This window comes from Collinsella aerofaciens, from assembly GCF_040926185.1.
In the GTDB taxonomy this organism is placed as follows: domain Bacteria; phylum Actinomycetota; class Coriobacteriia; order Coriobacteriales; family Coriobacteriaceae; genus Collinsella; species Collinsella aerofaciens_BC.
The window spans coordinates 1-19,830 of record NZ_JBCOIQ010000009.1 but is presented as its reverse complement, the minus strand read 5'-3'; the positions used below and the strand labels follow the sequence as shown (position 1 = coordinate 19,830).

Below are 19,830 nucleotides of genomic sequence, written 5' to 3'. Positions count from 1 at the left end.
GAAATGTTTACGAAATGATAATTATGACTTTCTATGCATAATGATTTTTTAATCCCCGTCCCAGAAAAATCATCCCACGCGGGCTTGTGGCTCACGCGGGATGATGGCGTCTTATTATTTCTTGTCCTGCTCCAGCAGTTCGAACGGTGTGCGATCGGGCTTGCCGCCGCGGAAAATCTCGCGGCCATGCAGACGATGCTCCAGGTCACGTTCGGCCTTTTCCTCGTCAATCTTGGTCTGGCTCACCACCGGGTCCTCGATCAGCGACGAAACCGAGTTCACCTGTTTTTGAATGCGCTCGGCAATGGTGTCGTCCATGCTTACGATGCGCATCTTCCAGTCGATACTCGTGGCGTTGGATGAGCTCTTGGTCCACACAAACGTCAAAATGGCGCTCTGATGACCCCGCGCGGGGAACATGCCAAAAAAGGAATCGTGCTGAATGTTGCTATCCTCGTCGATATAGGCGTGAACGTTATACACCACGCGGTCAATCTTGTCGTTGAGTAGGGCGTTGGTCGCAAGCGCCGCCGCCTGAATCTGTCCGTTGGACAGCAGCTCGAGCTCATTGGCAGACGACGTGTCCAACACCGTCACCTCAACCGTACCCGTGCGCTCGTCCGCCTCGTCGACGGTAAACTCGAGCGGGAACTGCGTAAAGCCGTTGCCCCATTCGAGCCCACCCTTGAGCGCGGTCGAAACGGTATCCACCGAAACGCTCTCGGACAGGTTGGCGGTGTTCAGGCGACGCATTACGCCGTAGCCAATCTGCATGCCCACAATCAGTACCAAGATGGTAATGACCACGGCCATGGCGGTCTTCGTGATGGTATGGCTCACCTGCGAGCCCGAAGGATCGTCCTCGGACAGCGGGTCGATATGTTTTGCCTGGCTCGCGCGGTCCTCGCTGCGCAGCTGGGCCAACGCCGCCTTGTCACCGCGCTTGGCCGCTGCCTCCTTCTCGCGCATGCGCTCGGTGCGCTTTTTGGCAAGCGTGGGATCCAAGACGCCGGATGCGTCGATTTCGGAGAATAACTCCGTCACTTCTTCCGGAGTCAAAGGGTTCTTATCAGCCATAAACTTCCTGTCATATCAATCAGTCGAGCTCATGCGCACGCGCACCTTCGAACTGCATTCGATAGTAACGGGCATAGGTGCCGCCGCGAGCGAGAAGCTCCTCGTGCGTGCCACGTTCCACAACGCGACCATGCTCAACGGTCGCAATCTCATCGGCATGCTTAATGGTCGAAAGACGGTGGGCGATGATAATCGTGGTGCGGCCGCGTGCCAGCTCTTCGAGCGACTCCTGGACCGCCTCCTCGCTCTCGTTATCCAAAGCACTCGTCGCCTCGTCCAAAATCAGAATCTTGGGGTTCTTGAGAAACACGCGCGCGATGGCAACACGCTGCTTCTGTCCGCCCGAAAGACGGCTGCCACGCTCGCCCACCACGGTGTCGTAGCCCTGTGGAAGCGACTCGATAAAGGAATCGATGTTGGCGCGACGGGCGGCCTCGGCGATCTCTTCCGCTGTAGCGCCCGGCTTGCCGTAGGCGATGTTCTCGCCAATCGTACCGTCAAACAGATAGACATCCTGCTGCACCAGGCCGATGGCACGGCGCAGGCTCTGCTGCGTCACATCGCGCACGTCTTGGCCGTCGATACTAATGGATCCGGCAGCCACGTCATAAAAGCGCGGCAGCAGCGAACAGGTCGTGGACTTGCCACCGCCCGAAGGGCCAACCAAAGCGATGGTCTGCCCGGGCTTGATGGACAGGTCCATATGGTCGATAACGGGACGCTCGTCGGCATCGCCCTCGCCCAGCTCAACATCCTCGTAGTTAAAGCACACGTCGTGATACTCCACGGCGCCGGCAGTCACCTGCAGATCCGTGGCGCCCGGCTTGTCCTGGATATCCGGCGCGGTCGAGAGCACCTCGTCCATACGCTTAAAGCCGGCGATAGCCTTCTGATACGTTTCGGCCGAATTGACGAGTGTCTCGAGCGGCGTGCAGAACAGCGAAATGTAGAGCGCGAAGGTCGCCATATCGACCGCCTGCAGCTGTCCCTGGGCGACCAGCCAGCCGCCCAGCAGCACCACGATCACATAGAGCACACCCGAGAGCAGGCCATACGTCGCGGTATAGACGCCCATGGCGTGATACATGTTCTCCTTGGACGAAAGATAGCGATTGTTGGAGGCGCGGAACTTGAAGCGTTCGGTCTCCTCATTGGCAAAGCTCTTGACCACGCGCATGCCCGCCAGCGAATCCTGCAGCTGCGCATTGATGCCGCTGATTTTTTTGCGGTTGTCGCTAAAGACCTCGCGCATGCGCATGTTCTGCCAAAACATGATGACCGCAAACGCCGCCGTCACCACGGCCATGGCGAGCGCCAGCACCGGGGCGATGGTAAAGAGAATCACAAACGAGCCGATAATCTCGATGCCGCAGATGATGATCCACTCGGGCACGTGGTGCGCCGCCTCGCAGATATCGAACAGGTCGTTGACCACGCGGCTCATCATGTCGCCCGAGCTGTTGCGGTCGAAGTACGCAAAGCTAAAGCGCTCATACTGGTCGAACAGGTCCTCACGCATTTTGGACTCCATACGCGCGCCCATCACGTGACCCCAATAGCTCACAAAATAGCGGCAGGCACAGCGGACGGCATACATCAGCACCAGCCCCACCGCGATCATACCGAGCGCCTGCATAATAGCAGCCTGGCCCTGAGTAAACAGCCCACCGGTCAAATTGCGCAGAATAATGGGGAACGCCAGGTCAATGGCGGCAAGCACCAGAGCACAAACAGTATCAGCAACAAAAAGCCCCATCTGGGGCTCGTAATACGAAAGAAACCTCTTCAGCATGTGATCCTCAAAGAAATATCAGCAACGTAAGGCCCTGGGACAAAGCAATCAGTAGCACTTGTCCCAGGGCTATCCCCACTCGTTAAAGCTCCGTGCCCCCAAGGCGGTGCGCGATGCTGTCGCAGGCAAGCGCGCCTACGACGGTCTTGGCGTCTTCGATCTTGCCGTCGAGCACGGCGTCGATCAGCTCGTGCAGCGGCACCAGGTCCACGTTGACAAACTCGTCATCATCGGGGTTGGGCGCATCAAACTCGAGCTTGGTAGCCAAGTAGATGTGGATGATCTCATCGCAAAAACCACAGGACGTGACAATCGACGTCAAAAAGCGAATACGACCAGCCCTAAAGCCCGTCTCCTCATGCAGTTCGCGCTTGGCGCAATCGAGCGGGTCCTCGCCTGGATCGAGCTTGCCGGCGGGAATCTCGACCGTCACGCGGTCGATGGCGGTGCGGTACTGACGCACCAGTACGATCTTGCCACTCTCGGTCAGCGCCACAACGGCCGCCGCACCCGGATGGCGAACGATATCGCGGGCGCTGCGGCGACCGTTGGGCAGCTCAACCTCAAGACGGTGGACGTCGAGGATCTTGCCCTTCCAGGCACACTCCTCCGAAAGAATCTTCTCGTGCAGCTCGGCATCGTGCGGGTCGTCATCGCCCAGCACCAGCAGCGGCTCATCGACGACCTCGCCACCGGGCTCGCCCTCGGCGTGTCCGTACGTGCGACCGTCCTGCTCGACGATCTGCGCGTCCACGAGCTCTTCGTTCTTCTCGTCCATCCGTCTCATTCCTCTCGGATTTTAGGCATCCCAGGCGTCGCGGCCGCGCAGCGCACGCAGGCCAATGTCGTGACGCAGGGTCTTGCCCTCAAAATCAATCTTCTCGCAGGCCTCGTAGGCAAGGTTGCGAGCGTTCTCGAACGTGTCGCCCAGGGCGGTCACGGCAAGCACGCGGCCGCCGTTGGTCACGAGCTGGCCGTCCACCACGGCGGTGCCGGCATGGTACACGGTCACGTTCTCCATGGCCTCGGCGTCGGCGATACCGGTGATGACCTTGCCCTTCTCGTAGCTGCCGGGATAGCCCGCGCTCGTCAGGACAACGGCCACGGCCCACTCGTCGCGCCAGTCGAGTTCAATCTGGTCGAGCTCGCAGTTGGCACAAGCCAGCATGACCTCGACCAGGTCGTTCTTAAGGCGCGGAAGCACGACCTGCGTCTCGGGGTCGCCAAAGCGGGCGTTGAACTCCAGCACCTTGGGGCCGGCGGGGGTGAGCATAAAGCCGCCATACAGGCAGCCGCGGTAGTCGATACCCTCGGCAGCGAGCTCGGCCACGGTCTGCTCCATGACCTTCACCATGGTGGCGTGCTCCTCGTCAGTCACGATGGGCACCGGGCTGTAGACACCCATGCCGCCGGTGTTGGGACCAAGGTCGCCCTCAAGCGCGCGCTTGTGGTCCTGCGAGGTGGCCATGGGGCGCACGGTCTTGCCGTCGGTAAAGGCCAGCAGCGAGCACTCGGGACCAACGAGCATCTCCTCGATAACCACGGTGTTGCCGGCATCGCCAAAGGTGCCGCCAAAGCACTCGCGCACGGCCTCCTCGGCCTGCTCAAGTTCGGTCGCCACGATAACGCCCTTGCCCGCGGCAAGGCCGTCGGCCTTCACGACCAGCGGGGCGCCCTGCTCGCGCACGTAGGCGAGAGCCGAAGCCTCGTCGGTAAACGAACCATAGGCTGCCGTCGGAATGCCCGCACGCTCCATGAGCTGCTTGGAGAACAGCTTAGAGCCCTCCATCTGGGCGCCCTCGGCACCCGGGCCAAAGCAGGGAATACCCGCCGCGCGCACGGCGTCGGCCACGCCCGCCACGAGCGGAGCCTCGGGGCCAATTACCACGAGTCCGCATCCGTGGCTCTGAGCAAACGCCGCCACGGCCGCAGGATCGCAGTCGTCGAGAACCACGTTCTCGCCGCAGCTCGCGGTGCCGCCGTTACCCGGCGCGATGTAGAGCTTGCCGGCGCGCGGTGATGCTGCGAGCTTGGCTGCCAGAGCATGCTCGCGGCCGCCGCTGCCCAACAACAGGATGTCGATGGTTTGAGTGTCCGCCTTCAAGGGTGCCTCCTCTATGGATGAATGGCCCGCTCCGCGCGAGCCCTTTGCAAGCAAATATACCCCTCGGCCGCACGTCTGGGCTGCAAAGGGGTATATCGCAATAACCGTATAAACCGATTACTTCCAGAATCGGTTGATGATCTGCTCGCGACCGGCGCCAACGCCAATGAACGTCACGCGGGTGTGTGCCAGATCCTCGATAAACGCCACGTAGTCCTGAGCCTCTTGCGGCAGCTCATCAAAGCTGCGGCAACCGGTGATGTCGCACTTCCAGCCGGGGAGCTCCTCGTAGATGGGCTTGGCATGCTCAAAGCGCACCTGATGCTCGGGCACGCTCGTGTAGCGCTCGCCATCGACGTCGTAGGCCACGCACACCTTGATGGTGTCGAAAGCCGAAAGCACGTCGAGCTTGGTCAGGGCGATATCGGTGAGGCCGTTGACGCGCGAGGCGTAGTTGGCGATGGGGCCGTCGAACCAGCCGCAGCGACGACGGCGACCGGTGGTCACGCCGTACTCATAGCCCTCCTCGGTCAGCATGTGGCCAGCCTCGGACTCATAGGAAAGCTCGGTGGGCATGGGGCCCGAACCGACGCGGGTGATATAGGCCTTCATGACGCCCAGCACGCGGTCGACGTTCTTCATGCCCACGCCAGAGCCGGTGATGGCGCCGCCGGCGGTGCAGTTGGAAGACGTCACGTACGGATAGGTTCCGTGGTCGATGTCGAGCAGCGTCGCCTGGGCGCCTTCAAACAGCAGGTTCTTGCCCTCATCGATCATGTTGTTGAGCAGCAGGCTCGTCTCGGTGATGTAGGGACGCAGGCGCTCGGCCATCGGCAGGTACTCGTCGCAAATCTGGTCCACGGTGTAGGTGGGCAGGTTGTAGATGAGCTCGAGCTCGGGGTTCACGCGGGCGAGAGCGGTCTCCAACTTGTCGCGGAACAGCGTCTCGTCCAGCATGTCCTGCATGCGCAGGCCAATGCGGGCCATCTTGTCCTGATAGCACGGACCAATGCCGCGCTTGGTGGTACCGATGTTCTTCTTGCCGAGCTTCTGCTCAAAGGCGCCATCCAGATCGATGTGGTACGGCATGATGACATGCGCGTTGCCGCTAATCTTGAGGTTCTTGGTGGTGATGCCGTCGGCCTCGAACATGTCGATCTCCTCAAGGACAACCTTGGGATTGACGACGCAGCCGTTACCGATCACCGACACGTGGTCAGAATACATGATGCCGGAGGGCACCTGGTGCAGGCCGTACTTCTTGCCGTTGACGACGATGGTGTGACCGGCGTTGTTGCCGCCCGAGTAGCGCACGACGGCATCGAAGTCGCCGGCGACCAGGTCGCAAATCTTACCCTTGCCCTCATCGCCCCACTGGGCACCGACCAAAACGGTTGACGGCATGTTTACTCCTTACATTCATGGACTGTCTACGCGCCACGCCGGCACGCAGAAGCACAAAACATTCCCAGTATACCCGTGCAACGGGCGCCTGTCCTACTCCTCGGCATGTGCCCCATCAAGCTCATAGAACTTGGTGGATGCCGGCAGGAACATCAGGTCGACGTCGCCGATCGGGCCCGAACGGTTCTTGGCCACGACGATACGCGTAACGCCCTCGTCGGGTCGATCGTCGCGCGAGGCCTCGGCCTCGTCGGCGGAGCGGTCCAAGAACATAACGATATCGGCGTCCTGCTCGATGGAGCCCGATTCACGAAGGTCGGAAAGCTGCGGGCGCTTGCCGGTACGGGATTCGACCTGACGCGAGAGCTGCGACAGCGCGATGAGCGGGATCTTGAGCTCCTTGGCCATGATCTTCAGACCACGCGACATCTCGGAGACCTCGACGGTACGGCTCTCGGAACGGCGTCCCGGCGGAGGACTCACCAGCTGCAGGTAGTCCAGGATGATGATGGCCTTCTCCTTGTTGTGGAGCATGCGGCGGCTCTTGGCGCGAATCTCGGTCACTGTGGTGCCGGGCGTATCGTCAATCAGAATATCGAGCTTGGACAAGGTCTGCGTGGCCTCGTTGATATTGGCCCATTGCTCGGGGCTAATGCGGCCCATGCGGAAGTCACTGATCGAGATCATGGCGTAGGCGCAAATCAGACGCTGGGCAATTTCCTTGCCCGACATCTCCAGAGAGAAGAAGCCGACGGTATAACCGGCAGCGGCAGCGTTGAGCGCCAGATTCAGGGCGAACGACGTCTTACCCACAGCAGGGCGGGCGCCGATGATGATGAGCTGGCCCTCGCGAAAACCCATGAGCATGCGGTCGAGCGACGGGAAGCCCGTGGGCACGCCCGCAGCCTGGCCACCGGCCTGGCACACTTCCTCGGCCTCGTTATAGGCCTCGACCATAAACTCGGTCAGCGTCTTGTAGCTCGACTTGACCTCGCGCGCCGTGACCTTGAGCAGCTTGCTCTCGGCTAGCTCCACGACCTCTTTGGTGTCGGTGGGGGCGTTATATGCCAGCGCGTTGATCTCGTTGGTGGCGCCGATCAGCTCGCGCAGCATCGAGTCGCGGCGAACGATGGCGGCATGGTGCTGCCAGTTGACGAGCGACAGGGTCTGACCCATCAACTCCAAAATGTACGCCTCGCCGCCCACGGCGTCGAGCTTGTTGATGCTTCGCAGATAATCGATCAGCGAGATGGAGTCGATGGGAATGCGGCTGTTGTACATATCGACCATCGCGGTATAGATGGTCTTATGAATGGGCCGGTAGAAGTCATCGGGCTGCAGCTCGACCTGGGCCTCTTCGACCACCTCGGGCGATAGCAGCATAGCGGCCAGTACATTGGCCTCTGCATCTTGGTTTTGGGGAAGACCCAACTTTGAGCCGCGGTCCTCAACCGTCAGCCCGGTCTCCCTATCGTCATATGCCATGAGCATCCTCATTCATATCGCTTGCGAGCATCCATAGTATCAGCCACGGTCCCAAAACGCGCCGCGCGCCGCCAATCATCACCGAACCAAACGGATGAACGGTCCTGCATATAGGACTTCGACGCAACGTTCACCATGACACTCACTCAGCGCAAAAAAAAACAAAAGGGCGCCCTGGTTTCCCAGAGCGCCCTTCTTAGAACAAGATTGTTGCGTTGCAGCAAATGCTACTCGGCAGCAGCCTCAGTCTCGACCTCGGCGGTCTCGGCCTCGGCGACCTCAGCGGCCTCCTCGACCTCAGCCTCGGCAGCGAGCTCCTCGGCGGTAACGCCAACGAGAACGACAACCTCGGCCTTGATCTCGCGGTACAGCGAGATGGCAACGGTGTGGGCACCGGCAACCTTGATGGGCTTACCGAGCTCGACGCGCTTGCGGTCGATGTCCATACCGAGCTGAGCCTTGATGGCGTCAGCGATCATAGCGGCGGTAACGGAGCCAAAGAGGATGCCCTCGTCGCCGACCTTGACGTCAACGGTGACCGTCTTGCCCTCGAAGGCAGCCTTGGTCTCATTGGCGGTAGCCAGACGGACGGCCTCGCGCTTGGCGATGTTGTTGCGACGCTCGTCAAGCTGCTTGAGGTTGCCCTTGGTGGCGGCAACAGCGAGCTTCTTGGGGAACAGGAAGTTCTCAGCGTAACCCTGAGCGACCTCTACGACGTCACCCTCGCCGCCCTTGCCCTTGATCTCATCGAGAAGAATAACCTTCATGATGCGTCTCCCTTCTTAGCCGCGGTCGCGGTTGCCACGAGAGGAAACCACGGGGACGGTGTACGGCAGGAGAGCCATCTCGCGGGCGCGCTTGATGGCGTTGGCGATGTCATGCTGATGCCGCGTGCAAGCGCCAGTGACGCGACGGGGCTTGATCTTGCCACGGTCGGTCATGTACTTACGGAGAAGCTGAGTGTCCTTATAGTCGATGAACTCAGTGTTCTCCTTGCAGAACTGGCAGTACTTACGACGCGGCTGACGTGCAGAAAAATCATTAGCCATGTCAAAATACCTTTCATTTGGCAACTTCGGCGAACCGAAGCCGCCTCTCACTCAAAAATAGGTGAACAACCCTTAGAACGGGATGTCCTCATCGTAGACGTCGACCGCGGGCGGCGTAGCCACCGGCGCGGCAGGACGTGCTGCGGGCGCGGAAGCTGCGGGGGCGTAACCGCCCTGGTCGTAGCCACCCTGGCCACCACGGGAGCTCATAAACTCGATCTCATCGACGATGACCTCAAGCTTGCTCCGGCGCTGGCCGTCGCGCTCCCAAGAGCTGTAGCGCAGCTTGCCCTCGATCGCGACCTTGTTTCCCTTTGCCAGGAAACGGCTCACGGCCTCGGCGCGGGTGCCGAACATGGTGCAGTCGACAAAGTTGGGATAGTCCTCCCACTCGCCAGTCTGCGCGTTGCGGCGACGATCGTTCACGGCGACGCCAAAGGACAGAACCTGGGTTCCGCCGGCGGTGGCGCGCAGCTCGGGATCGCGGGTGAGGTTACCGGTGATGTTCACTCGATTGATGCTCATAACTCACTACTTCCTCTTGGGGCACAAGCCCAGTCCAAAACGACAGTCTTACTCCTGGTCGTCGCGACGGACGATCATGTGGCGGACCACAGCGTCGGTGATGCGCAGGACGCGATCAAGCTCGGCGATCTGGGTAGGATCTGCGTGGAAGTTGATGAGGGTGTAGTCACCATCGGTGAGGTCGTTGATCTCGTAGGCGAGCTTGCGCTTGCCCCACTCGTCAACGGAGTCGACCTTGCCAGCGCCCTCAGCGATCGTGGTATCGATACGCTTCATAACAGCGAGACGAGTCTCGGGGTCGAGCGACGGGTCAACAAAGAACAGCAGTTCATAAGCCTTCATATTGTCACCTCCTCTGGGCAAATGTGGCTTCAGGTCGTGAAGGTGCGCCTGAAGCAGGAAAAGACTTGGTAATAATATCTTTCAACCTCCTAGGCTGCAAGAATATGCAGCTACAACCTCATGACCTCCACATATGCCCATACTCGCACGGTGTTTCATGCGCATTCCAACCAAATGCCGACCAAATGCTTGACGGATTTGTGGACAAGATACGGTGCCGCGGGGACAAGCTGAGCCAAGCCGCAGGTCAACGGGCACAAGGCTGTGGTCGCAAAATGCATACCAGTGGCCCACAGCACCAATCAAAGTTTTTTAAATTCATTGCCAAGTCGCTTATGAATACCCTTTTTGAACAATTGAGTTGATCAACCACGCTGGTCGGAAGCCGTTTTTTGGCACCTCAAACCCCACTGCAACGCCAAGTGCGGCCAAGCGTTTTAAAAAATGCTAAGTTTTCGGCTTGCACCTTGCGATTCCTCGTGTATACTAACTTTCGCATTTAACGGAGAGTTGTCCGAGTGGCCGAAGGAGCACGATTGGAAATCGTGTAGGCGTCAAAAGCGTCTCCAGGGTTCAAATCCCTGACTCTCCGCCAGTTAATTCCAAAGCAGGCCTTTGAGCCTGCTTTGTTTTTACCCCACGCGGAGGGGTGGCAGAGTGGTTGAATGCGGCGGTCTCGAAAACCGTTTGGCCTGTATAAGGTCACGAGGGTTCGAATCCCTCCTCCTCCGCCATTTTGGTTGAGAAAGCTCCCAAGAATGGGAGCTTTTTTGTTATCGAAATACGTCTCGATCCCACGCTTCCCCAAACATGTACGTCAGCCTCCAAAAACGACATTTTTCGACATCTTTGGAGGCTGACGTACACGTTTGGATTGAGCTCACGGGAGCGGCACTATTCGGAAGGTGCCTCCTCGTCTCGCATGCTTTTCCAGTTGCGGATAAGTGCCTTGCGTAGTTCGTTTTGTTTTCTCTGGTACCCGGTGTCGGTACAGCGAGGCATGCCGAGTGCTTCGCGAATGTTGTTCATGGCGCGGTGAAAGGCGAGCTGACTACTGAACTGAGCCGAAGTGAGCGTAACGATTCGATATCCCATATGGGAAAGAACGGCCTCTCGCTCCGCATCTGCTCCCTTGCGCTCGAGCTCATCGTGAAAACCGCCCTTATATTCGATACCGAGCTCCCTGCGCTTATAGGTCACGAGCGCATCGATTTTGAGTGTTCGAGCTTTGGCGCAATGCCAGAGACGTTGAGGGATCTCGAGCGGTTTGTTGAGTTCGATACCTCGGATGCCAACGCCGCCTTCGCTTGTTGGGAGCGAGAGGGCGATTGCCGAAGCGGTCTCCATAGGCGAGGCCGAGTGATCGTAGATGTGCCTGAGCGCAAGCCGTGCACGTGTGGCACCGGGTTTGCCGGGGTGCCGATCGAGCAGTTCGGTTATTTCATCCTTGGAGGTGGTGGCTGGTTGCTCGGTATAAGGGTCGGCGGGATTGAGCCTCATGCGATAATCGCCGCAAACTTCATAGCCATATTCGAGATATTCGATCCTATCCATCCACTCGGCAGCGAGCGCGAAGGTGAAGGCTTCGTCGGTGATGAAGATTCCGGGCGTCAACTCGTTAATATGCTCGTAGGGAAGATTTTGTCCAAGAATGTGGCAAACGACGCCTTTGGTACGAATTCGCTCAAATTCGAATACAACCGCGATATCGATAGTCTTAAGCATATCGGACGGAATGCCGCAGTCGGTAAGGGCCTGTCGTATGCGCGCAACACGTTGCTGGGTGGAGATGCCTTGTGCGCCTATCTGGTAGTCGTGCCGCGCAAGAGACTGAACCAAATTCTGGGGTGCATGATGGACAAGCCATGCGGTTTTATGCGAAATGAGAACAGGGGTATCCATTGAGGGCCTCTCGCTCTGAGCCGGTATCCAACTCTTATGTCCGTTGAAGTGGGGAAATATACCGGATGTGAGTAAATCAACTCACTCATGCTGTGAGCTCAATCCAAACATGTACGTCAGCCTCCAAAGATGTCGGAAAATGTCGTTTTTGGAGGGTGACGTACATGTTCTGGACCCCTGGCATTCTGGCAATGCCACGCCCGCACCCGGTCCCGACCGTTTGCCGAGCAATAGGGTCGCAATCGGCGCCAACCATGTACTATGTACGGGCATTGTCTAAACCCGCAACCAAAAGGACCCCATCTTGCCCGTCGTCGCCGCTATGACCGTTACCTCACACGCCACGGATGCCATGGTCGCTATTCCGTTTTGGCTCGAGATGTTCGCTGTTGTCGCTGCATCGATCTCGGGCGTGCTGGTTGCGCGCGAGCACAAGCTCGACCTGGTGGGCGCGGTCGCGCTTGCCGTGGTCTGTGGCCTGGGCGGCGGTCTTTTACGCGACATGACGCTGCAGGTGGGCAACGTCTACATCCTCAACCAGCCGATGGCGCTCCCGCTTTCCATTGCCACGGCAGCCATCATCTATATTTTCCCGGCAATCGTCGACAAGCCCGAAAAACTCATTCCCCTGCTCGACATCATCTCGGTCGGCATCTACGCCGCCACCGGAGCAGACAAGGCGCTGGTCTACGGCTTTGCGCCGGCAGTGTGCATCATGATGGGCTTTTTCACCGCGGTGGGCGGCGGCATGCTGCGCGACAGTTTTATGGGCGTGGTGCCGGGCATTTTCCAGCGCACCAACTTCTATGCCATCGCAGCCATCGCCGGCTCGGCGAGCTATGTATGCCTTGTCATGAGCGGTCTTATGAGCAATGTCGCCGCGCTGGTCGTATGCGTCGTTGTGACCATGGGGCTGCGCTGGCTATCGCTGCGCTTTGACATCAAAAGTCCCACCGAGGAAGACATTGCGCGCTTTTTGCACCGTAAAAAATAGGTGGCGCGAGCTCATCCTTCGAAATGCAACCGAGAGGTTCTTTTAGAGCGCCCACGCGTTGGGTACCCTGTTAGGTGCATATCGAGCATCTGACGAAGGATTCACTATGCCCCACAATCAATTCCCGTCGACCCAGCGCCGTAAAGCGTGGGGCCGCATCACCATCCTATTCGCACTCATCGCACTGGCGATCACCGCGCTTCCCACGGCGTCGTTCGCCGGCACGGACACCGCAGGCAACGTACTTGCGACCGACAACGACGCCAATCCGTCCGGCGTCGAAGGTGACCTGTACTGGGCAGGTCAGAGCCTCAACCTGGACGACACCTCCATCGACCGCGATATCATCGCTGCGGGCGATACCCTCTCGATCCGCGACTGCACGGTGGGCGGCGCCGTTCGTCTTGCGGCGCGCACCATCGACATTGCCAAGACTACGGTTGATGGCAGCGTCACGGTCGTCGGTCAGCATGTCGTGCTCAATTCCGACAGCACCGCCAACTGCTTCTATGCGATAGGCGAGACGGTTGCCCTGCGCGGCTCCACCAAGTCGGCAGCGCTCGCGGGCGATACGGTGACCATCGATGGCACCGTCGAGGGCCATGTCGAGGTTTGGGCCGACAAACTCATCCTGGGCAAGAACGCCCGCATCACCGGCACCGTGAATGCACACGTTTCTGAGGACCCCGAGCGAGCAGCAGGGGCCGAGGTCGGCGCGCTCAAGATTGACCGCACCGAGAACGAAAGCACGACAGCGACCGTCAACGACATCATCGGCGGCATCGTCGCCGCAGCGCTCTCGACCTGCTTTGTCGCCCTGTTGCTCGAGCTCGTCTTTCCGCGCGCGACCGCAAGCGCTGCCGGCACGCTCCGTCAGCGCCCCACGCCCCTGTGGGTAAGCGGTCTTCTTGGTACGATTGCTATCGTCCCCGCCGTCTTGCTGCTGATTATCTCTATCGCTGGTTTGTCGCTTGCCGGAACCCTCCTGTGCGGCGTTATCGGCATCGCATTGGTTTCTACCGCCTTTACGGGATGCGCGATTGCTCGCATGGTCGGACACAACCAGAACCGCTACGCCATGGCGGCCGTCGGCGGCTTAATCGCGGGCGTGCTCACGGCAATCCCTCTCGTGGGCGACTTCATCAGCGGCGTAGCCTTCGTCTTCACGCTCGGCTACATCATCCAAATCATCTGGCGCAACGCCCACCTCAAGCCCCAACAAGCTGTCTAGCCATCAACCACCACAAAGGGGACAGGCACCTTTGTGGTGGTGCAAAAGGGTCAGGTTACTTTGCACCAACAAACGAAGCGGGGCGCCCGATCGAATGCGATCGGGCGCCCCGCTTTTTCATGTCTCGCGTTGATGTTCGAGGCGAACGGTTACTCCTCGGAACCCTCGTCACGCTTACGACTACGGATAAGGTGCGCCACGCCAATGCACAGCACCGCGCCGCCAGCGATCCAAGTGAAGGTCACGCCGTTGAGACCTGTGAGCGGGAGGTTGGAGCCCTTTTTGTTCTGGACGGTAAGGGTAACGGTGCCGCCGTCGACTGACGGGGTAACCATAGTGGCGGAGTCATTCTTCTGCACAGTAACCTTCAGCGTATTTACAGCCGTGTATTCGTCGAGCGCCACACCCTCGTCTTTATTAAGACCCTCAGACTTGATAGTGAAGGTAAAGTCGTCCAGCGTATTGTAGCCAGGGTTGCTGCCCTCGACCTCGTGCACCGTGTAGGTACCAGCATCGAGACCCTTGACATCGATTACGCCGCCATTTTTAGTTTCGAACTCGCACTTGGTTTCGGAGAGGGTACCGTTCTCCTGAACATACTTGATGCCGGCAGGAGCACCCTCTGCGTTATCGTCAGGATTCGTCGCCTGGATGGTGAACTTCACGCCGTTAAGCTTGGTGGACTCGTCGACAGAGTCCTCCTTGACAAGCTTGAGCGCGTAGGTATAGTCACGGACGGTGTCGGGCACGGACTCGCCCTTATCACCGCTCATGGGGTTGTTGGAATAGGTGAGCCTTACGGTGTTGTCGTTACCCGTACTGCCAACAGTAACGTTCGCAGCCTTCGCAGGATCGAGCATAGCGGTGTAAGTGACGACGACATTGGAGCTACCGTCGAGCGTCGCGCCAACTTGTTTCGCAGCAGCCTTGAGATCGTCAAACTTTACGGTCAACGTGTTAGTTGCATCATCAATCGAAACATCGTAACCAGTCGCGTTGCCCTCAGTCGAGTTATGCAAAAGGGTCTTATCGCCGATTTTGACTTCAACGGTGTTCGCATTTGCCGTCAGGCCGGCAGAAAGCTCGTCGTGGAACTCGTAGTGATAGGTATCGAACGTGGCGATGTTGTCGGCAACGGTGCCTGTCAGCTGGTAATGGACGTCCTGACCCATCTGGGAATCTGCCTTATCCGCCCAATCGCTGCCAGGTTTATCATCCTTGATTTTCTTTACAACCGTGGGAATACCGGTTTTCTCGGTGATTTCGACAGGCACGCTTCCCACCACAGTGAAGATGGGAGATGTGCCAACCTCTTCTTTTCCAATGGTGGTGGAATCAGTCACGAAAAGCCAGTAGCCGTGCGAAAGACCACTGGCCACATGATTCTCGGTTGTAGCAGTAGTGGCAAGGTCATCAACGGCAGCGGCAATCCCATAAGCAATGGAGTCAGATTTTACACGAGTTGTTTCGCTGGTTCCCGTCACCTTAGACGTGATCCAGTCTGCGGCATCCTGAGCGGTTTTGCCAGCGTAACTCGAATCATTATCGTGAATGACCTTCTCGACGGCCTTTTCCACATCGTCGTTTGCCCAGGTGATATTACTCGCAACCGTCTCGCCTTTGACTGTCGCTACATCAGCCTTAAAAATCTGATAGCCCTTGAACTCAGTCGCGTTGTCCCTGACGTTCTCAATGGTCACCGAGCCATCCGCTGCATCCGCAGCAAACGCCATGGTCACTGGTGCCATCACACCACCAAAGCTCAAGGCCGCCGCGAGGCCTGCCGTTACTGCCAGACGGGCGATGTTCTTGGTTGTCTTCATGTTTGGCCCTCTTTCTTGGAGGGTTCTCTAGTAGCTTTTTCAAAACCAAAGATCATCAGGTCGATAGACCTGCGCGTTACTCGCTACGGAGGCAGTACGCCACTGAGCAAGGGGGGGGGACAATTATTTATCACGGCGACCTCCTCCCCGCTTGATGGCGAGCGCGGCGACAATAGCCGCTACTCCGATGGCAGCCAAAGCCGCCACCAGCACCAACGTTCTATCTCCCGTCGAGGGCATAAAGCCTCGACTTGCTTCTTTGCTTGGGGTGTTGAGCACCGACAGCTCGATCGAACCCGTCCCGGCATTGGCAGCATCAACCCGCAGAGGGCTTTCGGCCGATACGGTCACCTTGGGCTTCGCGGAAGCTACCTGTTTGACGTCCAGGCCATCGGCTGTAACCGTCACCGTTCGCTTGCCTTCAAAGGCGGTGTAGCCCTTGGGCGCCGCGACCTCCTCAACGGTATAGACGCCCGCGTCCGCGCCGCTCAGCTCCACGCGGCCGTCTTCGCCAGACACGACATACGCATCGGCATCCGTCGTCCACGTACCGTCAGCCGCCAGCATGCGGCCGCGGTCATCAGTGATGCGCAACTTGGCGCCCGCAAGGGGCTTGTCATCGGAGCTTGAGCGCTTGGTAAGGCTGAGTCCCCAGGTGTAGGCCGTCGCGTCGTCGCTCGGCGTGCGGGTGAAGCCGGCGTCACCGGACTGGTCGGCAAAGGGAGAGCGTGGGTAGCGCAGGTAGACCTCGTTGGGGTTGCCCTTCGCGATGCCGTGGTTGCAGCCGCTGGCGAGCGGCGCGTTGTACACGGCGATCACGCGGGCGCCCGCGGCGAAGGCGTCGGCCCCGCCGAGCGCGGCGATCAGGTCGCCGGTGCGCACGGTGAAGGAGCTCCCCTCGACCGAGACCCTGCACTGGGCCGTGATGTCGGTCCAGCCCTTGGCGGGCTCGGTGCCGGCGCGCCCGTCCTTGCCGGCCGGGACGGCGTCGAAGCCGCCCTCGGCCCCCGCCGCCACGTACACGCGCATGCTCGCGGCCACCTTCGACGCGTCGAGCCCCGCGCTCATGGTGTCGGCGAACTGCACCGGGTAGGTGTCGTAGGCGGTGAGGCCCACCGGGACCGTGGCCGAGAGGCGCCAGCACAGGTCGTCGGCGACCGTGGCGTCGGCGGCCTTCTGCCATGCGGCCGTGCTGTCCTCCAGCACGTGCTTGGCCACCTTGGGCGTCGCGACCTTGGGCTTGACGGTGACGGCGATGCCGCCGACCAGAACCATGATCGGCGCGGTGCCGGCCTCGTCCTGGGCGATGGCGTCGTCATCGGCGACGATGAGCCAGTAGCCGCAGGGCAGCTCGGCCGCCGTTCCCGCGCTAAGGGGCTCGAACACGGCGCCTGCTTTGACAATTGCGCGGGCAAGCTTTGCCGTCAGCGCGGTCGTCATGTGCCCGTCGGCATTCATCCATTCGGCAGCCTCTTGCGCCGTCGATGCCGAGTCATCAAGCCCCGCATCATGAAGCACGGGAAGAACGGCTTCGCGAACGGCGTCATTTGCCCACGTTACGTCAGTCGCAACCTTTTGGTCGGCATCGGCGTCGTCAATAACGGTCGCCGAAAAGAGCTGATACGCGTCATACCGCGACGCAACTGTACCGTCCACCGTAATGGCTCCGGCATCGGCAGCACGAGCCGTCCCAGGGGCAATCGCAAAAGAGAATACGGCAACTATGGCCATCACCACAACGACCAACACGTGACGGAGCAGCTTACTCATTGCGACCACCTCGATTAAGATCACGATGGCGGCGAGCATGCATCCACGTCGCGGCAAAGCACAGCATCGAAGCGCCAGCCAGATACGTCATAGTCAAGCCAGCCCCGCCCGCCTCGGGAAGCGTAGTCGAGTACTTGTTGGTAAAGGTCGGCGGGATCGAGGGGTCGGTACCGTCATAGGTGACGGCGGTGTCGAGCTCATTCGTGCCATTGGTCACCGTAACCGTGACCTTATGTTCGGCCGTATCGTAGGTGACGTAATCTTTAACATGGTCGACGGCACCCTCGGGCTCGACCTCGGAGATGATGTAGGTATAGGTTTCCGTCTTGTTGTATTTGACGTCAAAGGAGACATTTCCTTTGTCATCATTGGTCACTGTCTGGAGCACCTTACCGTTGCTGTCCTTAAGCTCGAAGGAAAACTGACCTTTCTTGAGGGCTCCGTCTTCAAGCACTTTCATTGCCTTTATCGTCGCTTTGCCTTCAAGGGGCGCGTCGTACACCCAAATCTCTGTATCTGACGTTATCTCCGTATTGGCACCAAGCAAAGATTTCGCCGCATTCATGGCTTGCTTGTATTGCTCGTCGCTCTCGGTGCCTTTGAGCAGAATCCATGTTGGTTGGGCAGCGCGATATCCAGCAGGCGCCGCCGTCTCCTCAAGACAGTAAAGCTTGCAGGAAGCCATGGCGTTCGAACTCGTTCCAAAAGTCGCACTCCCGTCAGGGCCAGTCGTTTCGGTGGAAAAAAACGTCTTTGCGCCATCAACACCGGCACCGTCTTGCAGCTTGCCCATGTCAATCGCATAGAGTGTGAACGTAGCTCCAGCCAACGGCGCGGTAACGTCCTTTTCATCCACTTTGTGGACTACAATGCCGTACCCCGTTCCGCCTCCGGATGCGCCGGCATCTATGTCATATTCACGCTCGTGTTTTACATAACCGTCTGCAACACCTTCAAGCTGAGCCTCGTTGGAAAGGGAGACTTTACCAGACTCACCGGACAGAACTTCATATTCGACTTTCAGGTATTTCTCATCGGGAAGTCTCAACGTCAATCGTTGCCGCTTTTCCGCGCCCTCACCAACCGAGTCAAGGGCAGTCCCGTATTCTTCTTTGGCCAGCGCATGCCAATTGCCGTTATCACTCTCAGACACGCTAAGCGATGAAGGGATAAACGTGCATTCAGAATCCATTACATCGAACAAATCGAGGTTGTCGGTTCCGCTTTTTAGGTCGAGCGCCGATTCATTAACGAAAATGGTGTAGTGAACTCGATTGCTGCCGCTCACTTCCTTACCAGTTTTTGACAATACGTCGTTCTTGACCTGTACAGTATCGGAGCCCGCCTTAAATTCTTTATTACCCGAGCTCGCACTCGCCGAGTTCGTGAGCTCGCCGAGATTCTTTGACGTATCTACCACCGACCTTTTGACGGCAGTTGAATACGTCAGCTTTGCATATCCCGTATTATTGCCTAGCTTTTCCGTTGGAATGGAAAACGTAACCGTCTGGCGATCGACGGCAGGCGTCAGCAAGACATCCGGAGCCTCGTTTTTTTCTCTCTCATGCTCCCACTCGTGGCCGGGCACCGCCGTCCTGTAGGGATTTGAATACAAAGAATATTTCGCCGTGCCGGGAATATAACTCATTCCCTCAGGAAGTTTATCTTTGACAACGACATCGTTGCCATTAAGCTTGCCCGCACCATAATACTCACCGGCCAACGTTTTAGCTCGATTAGCATAGACCGTCCAGTTGACAATCCACGCACCCTTGTCGTTTGAGCCATCCACTGGACCCTAGTCAAACGTCTCATCCCACCGTGTCTGCGAGCCATCTTCGTTTGTTTTTACGCTCTTCTCAATCGAAGGTACCGTTTCTTTTTCAACATAGTAAAAAACGAAATCAGAATAGCCGCTAAACCCGTCGACAGAGGCGAAGTTGGAGTACCAACCAGGAAGTGCGTCGGTCACCGTTTTATACGTAATAACGACTTCAGGGGACTTATCCAGTGCGTCTTTGACTTTATCCGTAATAAATATTCGGATATCGCAGTTATGCTTGTTGCTGCCCTGTGACGGATCTGCGCCTCCCTCAAACTTCCAGTCGGTATTTTGGTCCAATTTTGTATCCCCGATGGCAACTACATGCGATTGACCGCCAGTAGTATCCGGCCCCATAGTCTGCTTCCAAGCCGCCAGCATGGTGTCTTTGATAAGAACGGATGTTGGGTTTTTCGCATTCACGTAATCCCGGTGTTAGCGCCGGGCGATTTTAGCCGCTAATAGTCAAACTATTTTGACCAATCCCGGTCACCGAATAATGGCCACCGT

The 19,830-nt window shown here is 58.5% G+C and carries 17 protein-coding genes and 2 tRNA genes; 4 read left to right on the top strand and 15 right to left on the bottom strand.

Annotated elements, in window-relative coordinates; all coding sequences use genetic code 11:
* Positions 1–114: 114 nt before the first annotated feature.
* The 10 genes from AB5750_RS05465 to rpsF all read right to left on the bottom strand — a co-directional run bounded on the left by AB5750_RS05465 (position 115) and on the right by rpsF (position 9,778).
* Positions 115–1,077, bottom strand: coding sequence for a hypothetical protein (locus AB5750_RS05465; RefSeq protein WP_368145741.1), 963 nt, complete (start codon positions 1,075–1,077; stop codon positions 115–117).
* A gap of 19 nt (positions 1,078–1,096) precedes the next feature.
* Entirely contained in the window at positions 1,097–2,869 is a 1,773-nt protein-coding gene (locus tag AB5750_RS05460) for an ABC transporter ATP-binding protein (RefSeq protein ID WP_368145742.1), read from the bottom strand.
* A gap of 82 nt (positions 2,870–2,951) precedes the next feature.
* Entirely contained in the window at positions 2,952–3,647 is a 696-nt protein-coding gene (locus AB5750_RS05455; protein ID WP_368145743.1) for an NUDIX domain-containing protein, read from the bottom strand.
* Positions 3,648–3,668: 21 nt separating this feature from the next.
* On the bottom strand, positions 3,669–4,973 hold the full coding sequence (gene purD / locus AB5750_RS05450; protein WP_117817441.1) for a phosphoribosylamine--glycine ligase: 1,305 nt from the start codon (positions 4,971–4,973) through the stop codon (positions 3,669–3,671).
* Positions 4,974–5,090: 117 nt separating this feature from the next.
* Positions 5,091–6,377 (bottom strand): adenylosuccinate synthase, encoded by a 1,287-nt coding sequence (locus AB5750_RS05445; RefSeq protein WP_368145744.1) that lies wholly within the window; start codon positions 6,375–6,377, stop codon positions 5,091–5,093.
* 93 nt (positions 6,378–6,470) lie between these two features.
* Positions 6,471–7,868 carry a replicative DNA helicase gene (gene dnaB, locus AB5750_RS05440; protein WP_006235827.1) on the bottom strand — a complete coding sequence of 466 codons (1,398 nt, stop codon included), beginning with the start codon at positions 7,866–7,868 and terminating at the stop codon, positions 6,471–6,473.
* Between the two features lie 221 nt (positions 7,869–8,089).
* Positions 8,090–8,629 (bottom strand): 50S ribosomal protein L9, encoded by a 540-nt coding sequence (gene rplI / locus AB5750_RS05435; protein ID WP_022094073.1) that lies wholly within the window; start codon positions 8,627–8,629, stop codon positions 8,090–8,092.
* A gap of 15 nt (positions 8,630–8,644) precedes the next feature.
* Positions 8,645–8,911 (bottom strand): 30S ribosomal protein S18, encoded by a 267-nt coding sequence (gene rpsR, locus AB5750_RS05430; RefSeq protein ID WP_368145745.1) that lies wholly within the window; start codon positions 8,909–8,911, stop codon positions 8,645–8,647.
* A gap of 72 nt (positions 8,912–8,983) precedes the next feature.
* Complete coding sequence (locus AB5750_RS05425) at positions 8,984–9,436, bottom strand: single-stranded DNA-binding protein (RefSeq protein ID WP_138341029.1); 453 nt, start codon at positions 9,434–9,436, stop codon at positions 8,984–8,986.
* 48 nt (positions 9,437–9,484) lie between these two features.
* Positions 9,485–9,778: a 30S ribosomal protein S6 gene (gene rpsF / locus AB5750_RS05420; protein WP_006235831.1), complete on the bottom strand. Its 294-nt coding sequence runs from the start codon at positions 9,776–9,778 to the stop codon at positions 9,485–9,487.
* A gap of 504 nt (positions 9,779–10,282) precedes the next feature.
* Here rpsF and AB5750_RS05415 point away from each other — a divergent pair.
* Together AB5750_RS05415 and AB5750_RS05410 are read left to right on the top strand one after the other, a co-directional pair.
* Positions 10,283–10,373 (top strand) — tRNA-Ser (locus tag AB5750_RS05415).
* 48 nt (positions 10,374–10,421) lie between these two features.
* A tRNA-Ser gene (locus tag AB5750_RS05410) sits at positions 10,422–10,512 on the top strand.
* Positions 10,513–10,672: 160 nt separating this feature from the next.
* Here the strand turns inward: AB5750_RS05410 and AB5750_RS05405 are convergent.
* Positions 10,673–11,680 carry a putative endonuclease domain-containing protein gene (locus AB5750_RS05405; RefSeq protein WP_368145746.1) on the bottom strand — a complete coding sequence of 336 codons (1,008 nt, stop codon included), beginning with the start codon at positions 11,678–11,680 and terminating at the stop codon, positions 10,673–10,675.
* Between the two features lie 304 nt (positions 11,681–11,984).
* Here AB5750_RS05405 and AB5750_RS05400 point away from each other — a divergent pair, with 304 nt between their 5' ends.
* Both AB5750_RS05400 and AB5750_RS05395 read left to right on the top strand, forming a co-directional pair.
* Positions 11,985–12,674, top strand: a complete 690-nt coding sequence (locus AB5750_RS05400) for a trimeric intracellular cation channel family protein (protein ID WP_229108094.1) — start codon at positions 11,985–11,987, stop codon at positions 12,672–12,674.
* A gap of 106 nt (positions 12,675–12,780) precedes the next feature.
* Positions 12,781–13,905, top strand: coding sequence for a DUF8173 domain-containing protein (locus tag AB5750_RS05395; RefSeq protein ID WP_368145747.1), 1,125 nt, complete (start codon positions 12,781–12,783; stop codon positions 13,903–13,905).
* Between the two features lie 149 nt (positions 13,906–14,054).
* Here the strand turns inward: AB5750_RS05395 and AB5750_RS05390 are convergent, their stop codons facing one another.
* From AB5750_RS05390 to AB5750_RS05375, 4 genes are all read right to left on the bottom strand, one after another.
* The gene (locus tag AB5750_RS05390; protein ID WP_368145748.1) at positions 14,055–15,728 is read right to left on the bottom strand and encodes an isopeptide-forming domain-containing fimbrial protein; all 1,674 of its coding nucleotides are present in this window, start codon (positions 15,726–15,728) and stop codon (positions 14,055–14,057) included.
* A 123-nt stretch (positions 15,729–15,851) separates the two neighbouring features.
* On the bottom strand, positions 15,852–17,498 hold the full coding sequence (locus AB5750_RS05385; protein ID WP_368145749.1) for a SpaA isopeptide-forming pilin-related protein: 1,647 nt from the start codon (positions 17,496–17,498) through the stop codon (positions 15,852–15,854).
* On the bottom strand, positions 17,491–19,290 hold the full coding sequence (locus tag AB5750_RS05380; protein WP_368145750.1) for a Spy0128 family protein: 1,800 nt from the start codon (positions 19,288–19,290) through the stop codon (positions 17,491–17,493). Before AB5750_RS05380 ends, AB5750_RS05385 begins: the two co-directional genes overlap by 8 nt.
* Before the next feature lie 6 nt (positions 19,291–19,296).
* A complete protein-coding gene (locus AB5750_RS05375; protein ID WP_368145751.1) occupies positions 19,297–19,743 on the bottom strand; it encodes a hypothetical protein in 447 nt (148 codons plus the stop codon).
* Between the last annotated feature and the right edge of the window lie 87 nt (positions 19,744–19,830).